Here is an 11,725-nt window from a genome sequence, read left to right as displayed (position 1 = left end):
AAATATCCGCACAGAATGCATTCTGCTAGCACGTGAAAAACTGCTATCAATTGACGTTTTAAATCTCTTATAGACGATATCTTACGTTGATTCCATAGACAAGTAAAGTATATTAACCTTTTTTCCACCATTTGTATGCAACTTAGGGATTTCTTTGTTATACTTAAAGATATTATATATTATAAAGGAGCGCTTATGGGGCAGATTGTATTACAAGTTTCCAAAAGTACATTAGAAGAAATGAAAGAAGCATATCAAATGATGCTTAAACCCGCACCACAAGGAGCAGTTTTTGCAGCAAAAACAAGCACTAGTTCAATTACCGGCTATAAATCTGGGAAAGTTTTATTTCAAGGAACAGATCCAGAAGCAGAGGCCAATAAATGGGGACAAGCTCAACCAGTTGGAGCGGCAGAGAAAAACACCACCAAACCTGGGCATACCTATCAACCAGATTCAGATTTATTTACCAGCTCACATATCGGCTCAGACGAAGCGGGAACAGGGGATTATTTTGGTCCCATCACGGTAGCTGCAGCTTATGTAACAGAAGAACAAATCCCTTTGTTAAAAGAAATCGGCGTGAAAGATTCAAAAAACCTTACCGATGCATCGATTCGAGTTATTGCAAAAAAATTATTACAAATCGGCATTCCATACACTCTTGTCGTTATGCATAATCCTAAGTACAATCAGTTGCAGAAGCAAGGTTGGACCCAAGGAAAAATGAAAACCATGCTTCATGATCATGCAATTCATCTTTTATTAGAAAAAATTGCACCAGCCAAGCCTGACGGAATATTGATTGATCAGTTTTCACAACCACATATTTATATCAATCATTTGAAATCAGAAAATAAGCGATTAACAGAAAATACTTATTTCATGACGAAAGCAGAAAGCCATTCGATTGCCGTAGCTACCGCGTCTATACTAGCTCGTGCTAGCTTCGTTCAAGAAATGGAGAAACTTTCGAAAGAAGCAGGTGTAGAACTTCCTAAAGGTGCATCCGCAAAGGTTGATCGTGTAGCCGGAAGCATCCTCCAGAAACAAGGAATAGAAACTTTAAGCAAATTTACAAAAATTCATTTTGCTAACACAAAAAAAGCAGCCGCCTATAAGTAGGTTGCTGCTTTTTGCTATTTTCAAAAGGATGATACAACGTCGTATTCGCCACCAGAGAACCTTACCATGCGAAGAACATCCGATCGAATCTCGCGAAACTTCGATGTTTCAGAAATTCGCCATGTGTTCCCATCAGCGAAAGTGAATTCATATTCATAAGATTCTTGTGCAAAAAGCACCTGCTCTACTTCTTCCCAAGCATAGATATGATTATCATTCCAAAGGTTCTTTCGAAAAGAAACCGAATGATCTGCAAAAGCAATGTATGATTGCGATGCTGTCACAAAAGTGAAACTACTTAATAGCAAAAAAAGAAGACAGAACAAAATGGATTTTTTATGTATATCGAAAAGAAAGAGCGTGAAAAATGCGCAAAATAAAAAAAGAAGAGCAAAGAAATAATAGAGATATCCTACCCCTGGTACAAAGACAAATAACGTTCCTGGCGTAAAATGAATAGAGTTTGAGATTAGTGAGGGAAACAACAACAAAAAGATCGGTGACAAAAAGAGTACCCCAATTGCGATCGCCATAAATATATGTCTTGTTTCATAGTCTTTTATCATAACCAAACCTCCTACGAATATCCTTATTTTAGCATAAGGAGAATAGAAAGGAAATAAGGTAAACCGGGAAAACCACCCGGTACTTTTAAAAAATAATAAGAACCTATATTTTCTAAGAGTCTGATGGTGACAAGCTACCGCTTGTCATGTCACGCTAGAGCGTGACACTTTCCAACAAGTAAAACGACAGATGACCATGAACGGTCATCTGTCGTTTTACTTGTTGGAAAGCAACCATCAGCCCCTACTGTGATATTAGAAAATACGTTACAACTATTTAAAGATAAAACAACTATAAATACCGTTATAGAGCCAGTTATATGCTTTCATATACCATAAAAAACATGAGGATTTCCTCTAATGGAAACCCTCATGTTGAATCAGTGATTTTTATCCGCGTAACTCCGCATCATGATTTGATTTTACTGCTGCAAGAATCGCTTGGTAGGAAGCTTCTACTTCCTCATCGGTAAGTGTACGGTCTGGATTACTGTACAATAAATTAAATGCTAATGATTTCTTCCCTTCAGGTAAATTCTCTCCTTGATAAAGGTCAAAGACATGAACATCATGCAATAATTCGCCAGCTTCTGCTTTAATTGTCTCTTCCACCGCTCCCGCTGCCACTTGTTCACTTACTACTAGGGCAATGTCACGGGAAACCGTTGGATAACGTGGGATCTTTGTAAAGCTTGGTTCATCACTGTGAATTGCAAATAAATAATCTAGATCAAGATCAAACACATACGTATCTTTTAAGTCAAAAGCTTTTTGTAAGCGCGGATGTACCTGACCAATAAAACCAACCGGAACATTATTCACGATAATTTGAGCAGTTCGTCCTGGATGCATGTCGTCAATAACCGCTTGCTTATAGGTAGCAGTTAATTCAAGACGTTCAAAAAGCCCTTCGACGATTCCTTTTAATAAGAAAAAGTCTGCTTCTTTGACTTCTTGTTGCCATGCATGTGTTACCCATTTGCCCGTAATTGCACCACTTGCTCGCAACTTCTCATCTGGCTGCTTGGTAACTTCGGTTTCTTCAGAAACAAACACACTTCCTACTTCATAATAACCTAAGTTTTGTTGTTTACGTGCAACATTATAAGATAAACTTGCTAACATTTCAGGCAAAATGCTGATACGTAGCGTACTATGTTCTTCACTCATTGGCATAGAGAGCCTTACTGGAGTGACTGCTTTTTCTTTTATTTCTGGACTAACTAGTAGTTTTGCTCGTTCTTTCGTTGTTAACGAGTACGTAATGGCTTCCATCAAACCAGCACCTTCAAAATATTGCTTCACTTGGCGCTTTAACTTTTGTACTGGCGATAATCGTCCCGCTTGTTGTCCGCCTTTTGGTAACGTATAAGGAAGGTTATCATAACCATAGATTCGAGCAACTTCCTCTAACATATCTTCAAAAATAGAAATATCTTGACGACGTGTTGGAATGTTCACAACAAACGTTTCCCCTGATTGTTCAAAAGTAAAGCCTAAACGCTCAAGAATGATAGAAATGTCATGATCGGTAATGGTCGTGCCCAGACGATCATTGATTCGACTGGTTGTAATCGTCACTTGTTTTTCTGATTTATCCAACTGATCGAAAGTGGCAATTCCAGATAAGACTGTACCATTTGCATATTCAGCAAGCAATTGGCAAGCGCGTAAACCCGCTTTTTCCACGCGGTTCGGATCTACGCCTTTTTCAAAACGGGTACTAGATTCACTTCGAAGTTGGTGATCTTTTGCAACAATTCGTACCGTCTTCCCATCAAAATAAGCTGCTTCTAGTAAGACTGTTGTCGTTGATTCTGTAACTTCAGAATTTGCACCACCCATTACCCCAGCAAGTGCTGTTGCTTCTTTTCCATTCGTAATCACTAGATGTTCAGGCTTCAAATTACGTGTCTGATCATCTAACGTCACGATTGTTTCCTTCTCGTTTGCTTGGCGAACAACAACTTGGTTCGAGTTAAATTTATCAAAATCAAACGCATGTAGTGGTTGACCATATTCTAATAAAACATAATTGGTTATATCGACAACGTTATTGATTGGACGAATACCTGCTGCCATTAGATAATTGCGCATCCACAACGGAGAGGGCCCAACTTGAATATCTTTAATGAGAAAAGCACCATAATAAGGATTCGCTTCAAGAGCTTCTACGGACACGGAAATATGCTTCGTTACTTCTTCCTCTATTGTCGGTACCGTTACATCTGGTAATTGAACAGGTTCATCTAAAATAGCCGCAACTTCATATGCCACACCTAGCATACTTAGTGCATCCGAACGGTTTGGTGTTAAGCCAAGTTCCAAAATCGCATCATCCAAATTTAAATAGCTAGCAACATCAGCACCAACTTCTACATCATTAGGAAAAACGAAAATACCGTCAGCGATATCTTTCGGTACATACGCTTCCTCCACGCCAAGTTCTTGTAAAGAGCAAATCATTCCTTGTGATTCTACCCCACGAAGTTTTGCTTTTTTAATTTTAAAGTTTCCTGGTAACACGGCACCTGGCTTGGCAACGGCTACTTTCTGCCCTTGAGCAATGTTTGGTGCACCACAAATAATTTGCAATTGTTCATTTCCAACATCCACTTGACAAAGATTTAATTTGTCTGCATTTGGGTGTTGTTCGCAACTGTCTACATAACCAACTACAACATTCGTACTTTGTTCTGCAATGTGCATAATGCTTTCTACTTCAATTCCTGTTTTGGAAATTTTATCTGCAAGTGCCTCTGGTGTAATATCCCCTAAGTCCACGTATTTTTTCAACCAATTTAATGATACGAGCATGTTTACCCCTCCTAATTACGCTTGATCGTATTGTTTTAAAAATCGAATATCGTTTGTGTAGAAATGGCGAATATCATCAATACCATATTTCAGCATTGCAATTCGTTCTGGTCCCATTCCAAAAGCAAATCCACTATAGACTTTCGGATCATAACCTGCCATTTGAAGAACATCAGGGTGTACCATTCCACCACCAAGGATTTCAATCCAGCCGGTTTTCTTACAAACAGAACAACCATCTCCATGACAAACTTTACAAGAAATATCCATCTCTACCGATGGTTCTGTAAATGGGAAAAAGCTTGGGCGGAGACGAATTTCTCTTTCTTCTCCAAAGAACTGTTTTGCAAATTGATTTAAAACACCTTTTAAATCACTCATGCGCACATCTTTATCCACATACAACCCTTCTACTTGAGTGAATTGATGAGAGTGTGTCGCATCATCCGTATCTCGACGATATACTTTTCCTGGACAAATCATCTTTACTGGCTTATTGCCTTTGAATTCATTCATCGTTCTTGCCTGAACAGGTGATGTATGGGTGCGCAGTAAAAGCTCTTCCGTAATGTAAAAAGAATCCTGCATATCACGTGCTGGGTGATCTTTCGGCAAATTAAGTGCCTCAAAATTGTAATAATCAGTTTCTACTTCCGGACCTTCTCGTACTTCAAATCCCATTCCAATAAATAGATCTTCAATTTCTGTTACGATATTTGTGAGCAAGTGTGGACCACCAACTTGGACAGGACGTCCAGGTAATGTGACATCGATCTGCTCGGTTTGCAATTTCTTATCTAATTCTGCTGCCTCAAAAGCTTCTTTTTTCTCATCAATCGCTGTTGCAATTGCTTCCCGAACTTTGTTGGCCAATTCCCCGATCACTGGACGTTCCTCTTTGGACAACTTACCCATGCCTCGTAATACTTCCGTGATTGGACCTTTTTTCCCTAAATAAGAAACACGCACTTGCTGTAAATCTGCTAGATTTTTTGCTTCCGCTACTTTTTGTTCTGCTTCTTGTTGTAACGAATGTAATCGTTCTTTCATTTGTACAAAACCTCCTTATTTTTTTGCCTGACAGCGATTTAACTGAAAACTTTCTTTTTACTGGTTGATCCATTCAAGCATCATGTAATTCTAAAAACAACAAAAAGCCTCCATCCCTAAAGAAAGGGACGAGGCTCTATTCGCGGTACCACCCTTGTTGACACCTATACTGGTGCCCACTTAAATTTGATAACGGATTTATCATCCGGTACGTTCTTACTTGCATAGCAAGGTCCCAAACGCCAGCTCCAGAGTGAAATTTCAACTTTTATTCAACGGAAATGCTTTCAGTCAAGGCATTATCTCCCTATTGCATTGAAAATACAAAAGTTTACGAACTCTTTCGTTGCTTCTATCCATATGTATCTTGTCTTATTATAGGAAACTCCCCGATAAGATGCAACCGTTTCTCGAATTTTTTTATCAATAGGAAGATCACTTCCCACAAACACCAGCAATTTGATACAACATAATCCCTGTTGCTACACTAACATTGAGTGATTCTGCTTGACCATAGATCGGAATATGAACGCGTTGATCTGCTTGTTCCAACAAGTCTACCCCGACTCCGCTTCCTTCATTCCCTACAATCAATGCTATTTTATCAGGTATTGATACTGTACCGATCGGCGCTGCCTTTTCCAATGTCGATGCCCAAACTTGAACACCCACCGCTTGCAGTGTTTTTGTATAATCAACCAAATCATTTTGCAAAATAGGTAAGTGAAAGATCGAACCTTGAGAAGCACGAATGACTTTGTCATTAAAAACATCCACTGTTCCGTCTCCTAATACGACAGCATCGAAACCTGCCGCATCAGCCGTTCGAATAATCGTTCCTAGGTTTCCTGGATCTTGAATCGCATCTAGTAGGACGTAACGATTTTTCTTTTGTAGAACTGGTTCCTGCATCTTAACAATTGCGATAATGCCTTGTGGTGTTTTCGTATTTGAAAGATATTGCATTACATTTTCGCTTACCATGGTTATCATTTCGGTCGGTATTTCTAAATGGGACACAAAGCCATCTTGGACAATAATGGTTTCTACTTGCCAATCACTATTCCATGCCTCTTCTACAAGGTGTAATCCTTCCACCAAGAATGACCCTGCTTGTTCCCGATATTTCTTCTTATGTAATTTAGCATATTGTTTGATCGTTTCATTTTTCACTGAAGTTATCATCATTAACCATCCTCTGTTCAATCTAATACCATCATACATATTTTTTACAACACTGGTCAAACTATTTTTAGCTAGACTATATTTTAACTGAGGTGAATATATTGGACTTAAATTTACGAAAAGCGATCTTGGCTAATGTTTCTGACAACAGTCAAGAAGATTTAGAAGCTACTATTGTAGATGCGATTCAAAGTGGCGAAGAAAAAATGCTTCCTGGTTTAGGTGTATTATTCGAATTAATTTGGCAAGAATCCAGTTCAGATGAAAAAGAAGAAATGCTCTCGTTATTGGAACAAGGTTTACAAAAGTAAATATTTTCTAAAAACGTTGATCTTGTATGGTCAACGTTTTTTCATCTTGCTATTTCGCGCTTATTCGACTAAAATAAAGACAAACATTATGATTGTCTAGGGAGATTAGAAATGGATATTCGTTATATACAAAACTTGTTGCAATCACAGGCAATGGCTAACTTCAGACCAAATAACGCTTCTTCAAATTCGTCGATATTTGAAGGGATGTTTCAGCATGCTATTCGCAACCAAATAACTAGTATGCCTAATAATACTACTTCGATACGAGAGTTATTATCGACACCAACATCGTCGTCTGCAATAAGATCGAATTCCGTTGCGCCTATCCAACAAACTAAAAACTCAAAGAATATTGATGAAATTATTCAACAAGCTTCATCCAGATATAATATTGACGAGAAATTGATTCGCTCGGTCATTCAGGTAGAATCAAACTTCAATCAATTTGCTGTTAGTCATGCTGGAGCTGAAGGCTACATGCAATTAATGCCTTCTACAGCAAGAGGTCTTGGGGTGTCTGATTCTTTCAATGCACAACAAAACATATTTGGTGGCACCAAATATTTAAGACAAATGCTGAATCGTTATCAAGGAGATACAACGTTAGCTTTAGCTGCTTACAACGCTGGCCCAGGCAATGTAGACAAATATGGAGGCATTCCTCCATTTAATGAAACGCAGAATTATGTCCGAAAAGTGAATCAACTATATTCCGTATAATAAGAGCTAGATCATGATCATGATCTAGCTCTTTATTTTGAGGACAACTGATCAAAGTGAATTTCCCAGCTGAAATAATTGCTATCTGCTTTCTTCTGATACGTCAGAGTAGCATTGAACTTTTTCCCTTGTTTACTTGTTAGTCCTTTTACATAGACACTGCCTTTGGACAACAATGTTTTCGCCATCGTCTTGGTGACACGCTTTTTCATCGCGGCTAGAAATTTATCATTTTTCCATAGTACAAAAGCACAACCACTTTTCCAATTGCTACAGCCAAACCCTTTCGTTCCTTCGATCACTGGATTTCCACAGACCGGGCACTTACCAACCACTTCTTTTGATGCGGTTGATTTGCTCGATCTAGTCGTCCGAGCTACCTCTCTAATCGTTAGAGAATCAGTTTCTTTAATAGTGGCAACCGCTTGGTTCGTGAAAGCATACACTTCTTCTAAATAAGCTTTTTTCGTCATCTTTTTTTTTTCCATATCAAATAATGATTTTTCTAAACGACCAGTAAAAGTTAGGTCAAACAATTGTTTAATGGGGAACGTATCTACTAGTTTTCTTCCGAGCGACGTCGTGGTAAGGTGTTTCTGTTCTCTTTTAATATACCCAACATCGATTAATTTTTTAATCGTCTCTGCGCGGGTCGCTGGTGTTCCAATACTGTAGCCTTGTAATATTTCTCCTAGAAACCCTTCTTCTGTTTCCTCATCTTTTGCTGTTTTTCCGCAAGTTTCCATGACACGTAGTAACGTTCTCTCCGTGTGTTTTTTAGGTGGCTTCGTTTTATGGGTAGACAGTTCGTTATCTATCATTCTTACAGGTGTATCGAGTTCCAAAAACGGCAACAGCACATCTTTTGTCTGGATATGCTCCACTTTCTTCCAACCTTCAACAGTCTGTACTTTTCCTTTGGTTTGGAAGTTTCCTTTTATTTCACTATTTTGCACCTCGGTAACAATAATTGTCTCTTCGTACTCTGCGATCGGCATAAATTGCATAACCAAGCGATTTTTTATCGCAGTATAAACAAGTTGTTCATCTGACGACAATCGTTTAGGTACAAGATACGTCGGAATAATCGCGCTATGACTCTCAACTTTTGCGTTATTAAATACGCGCTTGTTTTTGTAAAATCTTACTTCCTCTTTATATGGTAAATCTTTAATCAGTGCTTGAACGACTTTCTCTGTTTTCTCTACAAGACTTTCCTCCAGTGCTGTACTAGATGTTCGTGGATACGTTATATATTTCTTTTCATAGAGAGATTGCGCAACTTTCAATACCTTGTCAGATGTCCAGCCTTTGTATTTATTTGTAATATACCCTTGCAAATTAGAAAGATTGAATAAAAACGGTGGATATTCTTTTTTTCGTTCCACCTGTTTATCTGCAATGCTCGCGGTTTGGTTCTCGAGCAGTTTTTTTATTTTCACTAAATATTCTTTATCAGAAAATTTATCTTTTTCTTCGATATATGTACCTTGGTAAGTCTGCTGTTTTTCTGTTTCAAAGGTAGCATTGAGTTTGAAATAATCTTCTGGCTTAAATTGTTCAATTTCTATGTCTCGATCATAGATGATTTTTAGTGTGGGCAGAAGAACTCGACCAATATTTAAAACCTTTCCTCTCCCCTTCTGAAACTTTAACGTGGCAACAGAGGTTAAATTAATACCAATTATCCAGTCTGTCCATTGTCGACTCATCCCTGCATGTAGCAATGGTTTCATTTCTTCGTTAGGAATGAGATTCTCGATCCCACGCTGTATTTCTTGTGGTGTCCATTCGTTTAACAGTAAACGAAAAACTGGTTTCTTCGTCTTGCTGTTGTAAATAATACTATCACCAATTAGTTGGCCTTCTCGGTCGTAATCACAAGCAGAAATAATAGCGTTAACGTCACCACGTCTTATCAAAGAATGAATAATTTTCAATTGTTTTACCGCACCAGTGTCACGATATTTGCGATTACGCGGATTGCTTTTTACTTTATATTGAAACGCGGACGGAATAAAAGGAAAATTCTCGATTTTCCATCTTGCCATTTTTGAATCGTAATCTTTCGCATCATACAATTCTAGCAAATGACCAAATGCCCATGTAACGATATAGCCATTGCCTTCATAATAGCCATCCTTCTTTACTGAAACGGTTAGTGCTTCGGCGATATTCTTCGCAACGGAGGGTTTTTCTGCAACAAATAATTTCATAATCAAGCTCCAATCGTTAAAGGATTTGTTTTAATAGAGGAAACGAAAAATGAGGATAATAGATAAAGAGGTATTATTCATTATAGCATGAAAAAAACTTTGGAGCATGTCTGATTTTCTTCTTCGACAATAAGAAAAACCGGGAAAATCATCCGGTACTTTTTTAAAAAAATAAGAAGCTATAGTTTGTAAGGGGCTGATGGTGACAAGCTACCGCTTGTCATGTCACGCTATAGCGTGACACTTTCCAACAAGTAAAACGACAGATGACCATTCATGGTCATCTGCCGTTTTACTTGTTGGAAAGCAACCATCAGACCCTACTGTGATATTAGAAAACTATTGCATCTTTTTAAAGATAAAACACCTAAAAACACCGGCATAGAACTAAAAATTCTATACTTCCTTATCTTTCAAAAAAGCACCATAAAGTAAATGGTCAGCAATCACTTTATGGCGCACTTGGGTCAACTATTTAGTTAAAAGTTATATTTTTAACTGTTTCTTTGTCTAAACCTTTGATTACTTCCACAATAAGTTTCACTGCATTATCAAAGTCATCTTGATGTAAAATTCCTGCATGAGAGTGAATGTATCTTGTTGCGATACCAATCGATAATGCTGGCACTCCGTTTGCGGTTAAATGGATCGCACCAGAATCAGTACCACCAGCAGCAATGGATGCATATTGATAAGGAATTGCATGCTTATCTGCAGTGTCAATGACAAAATCACGTACACCTTTATGTGAAATCATCGATGCGTCATAAATAATAATTTGCGGTCCTTCGCCAATCTTACTGTCTGCATCTTTCGGTGAAATTCCAGGTGTGTCACCTGCAATCCCGGTATCAACAGCAAAAGCAATATCCGGCTGAATTGTATTCGCTGAAGTTTTCGCACCACGCAGTCCAACTTCTTCTTGAACAGTCCCCACACCATAAACTACGTTTGGATGATCGACATCTTTTAATTGTTTTACTACTTCAATCGCAATAGCACAACCAATTCGGTTATCCCATGCTTTAGCAAGTAAGAGCTTTTCATTTTTCATTTGATGGAATTCAAAGTATGGCACAACCGAATCCCCAGGTCGAACACCGAAAGATTCTGCCTCTTCTTTACTCGTTGCACCGATATCAATAAACATATCTTTAATTTCATAAGGTTTTTTTCGTGCCTCTGCTGGCATAATATGTGGTGGTTTTGAACCAATCACACCAATCAGATTTCCTTTTGATGTCGTGACAGTCACACGTTGTGCAAGCATCACTTGGCTCCACCAACCACCAATCGTTTGGAAATAAAGGAAGCCATTATCATCAATTCTTGTTATCATTAGGCCAATCTCATCAAGGTGGCCAGCTACCATAACTTTTGGACCATCTTCTTGTCCAACTTTCTTCGCAATCAAACTTCCTAAATGATCTGTATAAACTTCTGTTGCATATGGAGAAATATGTTTCTCCATCACTTCTCTTGCTTCTCGTTCATTACCAGAAATACCGTTCGCTTCGGTTAATTCTTTTAGCATCGTTAACTTTTCATTCATATGTATACCTCCCTCAGATATTATGTTTACAATTATAGCTTACTTTATTATTTTACTCAAAAGTTAGTGTTTCATTAGGAAGTATTAATCAGATAAGAATAGTTTGAACATATTTACCATGTATAACAACTTAAAGACCAGGATTTTACTTTTTTCATTACCTTTATTATGCGAATGGTG

At 38.1% G+C, this 11,725-nt stretch carries 9 protein-coding genes and 1 other annotated feature; of the genes, 3 read left to right on the top strand and 6 right to left on the bottom strand.

Going from position 1 to position 11,725, the window contains the following annotated elements; genetic code table 11:
• Positions 1-195 precede the first annotated feature (195 nt).
• On the top strand, positions 196-1,125 hold the full coding sequence (gene rnhC / locus OWO01_RS15395; protein WP_268781371.1) for a ribonuclease HIII: 930 nt from the start codon (positions 196-198) through the stop codon (positions 1,123-1,125).
• Positions 1,126-1,145: 20 nt separating this feature from the next.
• Here the strand turns inward: rnhC and OWO01_RS15390 are convergent, their stop codons facing one another.
• From OWO01_RS15390 to OWO01_RS15375, 4 genes are all read right to left on the bottom strand, one after another.
• Complete coding sequence (locus OWO01_RS15390) at positions 1,146-1,691, bottom strand: hypothetical protein (RefSeq protein ID WP_268781369.1); 546 nt, start codon at positions 1,689-1,691, stop codon at positions 1,146-1,148.
• Between the two features lie 390 nt (positions 1,692-2,081).
• The gene (pheT, locus tag OWO01_RS15385) at positions 2,082-4,508 is read right to left on the bottom strand and encodes a phenylalanine--tRNA ligase subunit beta (protein WP_268781368.1); all 2,427 of its coding nucleotides are present in this window, start codon (positions 4,506-4,508) and stop codon (positions 2,082-2,084) included.
• Between the two features lie 15 nt (positions 4,509-4,523).
• The gene (gene pheS / locus OWO01_RS15380; RefSeq protein ID WP_268781367.1) at positions 4,524-5,558 is read right to left on the bottom strand and encodes a phenylalanine--tRNA ligase subunit alpha; all 1,035 of its coding nucleotides are present in this window, start codon (positions 5,556-5,558) and stop codon (positions 4,524-4,526) included.
• 121 nt (positions 5,559-5,679) lie between these two features.
• Positions 5,680-5,914: a binding site (T-box leader), on the bottom strand.
• A gap of 79 nt (positions 5,915-5,993) precedes the next feature.
• Complete coding sequence (locus OWO01_RS15375; RefSeq protein WP_268781366.1) at positions 5,994-6,743, bottom strand: TrmH family RNA methyltransferase; 750 nt, start codon at positions 6,741-6,743, stop codon at positions 5,994-5,996.
• 101 nt (positions 6,744-6,844) lie between these two features.
• Between OWO01_RS15375 and sspI the strand changes: the two genes are divergently transcribed.
• Positions 6,845-7,054, top strand: coding sequence for a small acid-soluble spore protein SspI (gene sspI, locus OWO01_RS15370; protein WP_268781365.1), 210 nt, complete (start codon positions 6,845-6,847; stop codon positions 7,052-7,054).
• 111 nt (positions 7,055-7,165) lie between these two features.
• A complete protein-coding gene (locus tag OWO01_RS15365; protein ID WP_268781364.1) occupies positions 7,166-7,777 on the top strand; it encodes a lytic transglycosylase domain-containing protein in 612 nt (203 codons plus the stop codon).
• A gap of 32 nt (positions 7,778-7,809) precedes the next feature.
• Here the strand turns inward: OWO01_RS15365 and OWO01_RS15360 are convergent, their stop codons facing one another.
• Both OWO01_RS15360 and OWO01_RS15355 read right to left on the bottom strand, forming a co-directional pair.
• A complete protein-coding gene (locus tag OWO01_RS15360) occupies positions 7,810-9,993 on the bottom strand; it encodes a type IA DNA topoisomerase (protein WP_268781363.1) in 2,184 nt (727 codons plus the stop codon).
• Between the two features lie 475 nt (positions 9,994-10,468).
• Positions 10,469-11,545, bottom strand: a complete 1,077-nt coding sequence (locus OWO01_RS15355) for a M42 family metallopeptidase (protein WP_268781362.1) — start codon at positions 11,543-11,545, stop codon at positions 10,469-10,471.
• Positions 11,546-11,725 lie beyond the last annotated feature (180 nt).

The organism is Natronobacillus azotifigens (assembly GCF_026805325.1).
Classification (GTDB): domain Bacteria; phylum Bacillota; class Bacilli; order Bacillales; family Amphibacillaceae; genus Natronobacillus; species Natronobacillus azotifigens.
Note: the sequence above shows the minus strand (reverse complement) of the source record. Positions and strands in the feature narration are given on the sequence as shown.

Bases quoted from the DNA above. Each gene is read 5' to 3' on its own strand.
- OWO01_RS15375 (WP_268781366.1), bottom strand. From the start codon at position 6,743: ATGATAACTTCAGTGAAAAATGAAACGATCAAACAATATGCTAAATTA.
- OWO01_RS15390 (WP_268781369.1), bottom strand. From the start codon at position 1,691: ATGATAAAAGACTATGAAACAAGACATATATTTATGGCGATCGCAATT.
- pheT (WP_268781368.1), bottom strand. From the start codon at position 4,508: ATGCTCGTATCATTAAATTGGTTGAAAAAATACGTGGACTTAGGGGAT.
- OWO01_RS15360 (WP_268781363.1), bottom strand. From the start codon at position 9,993: ATGAAATTATTTGTTGCAGAAAAACCCTCCGTTGCGAAGAATATCGCC.
- OWO01_RS15365 (WP_268781364.1), top strand. From the start codon at position 7,166: ATGGATATTCGTTATATACAAAACTTGTTGCAATCACAGGCAATGGCT.
- OWO01_RS15355 (WP_268781362.1), bottom strand. From the start codon at position 11,545: ATGAATGAAAAGTTAACGATGCTAAAAGAATTAACCGAAGCGAACGGT.
- pheS (WP_268781367.1), bottom strand. From the start codon at position 5,558: ATGAAAGAACGATTACATTCGTTACAACAAGAAGCAGAACAAAAAGTA.
- rnhC (WP_268781371.1), top strand. From the start codon at position 196: ATGGGGCAGATTGTATTACAAGTTTCCAAAAGTACATTAGAAGAAATG.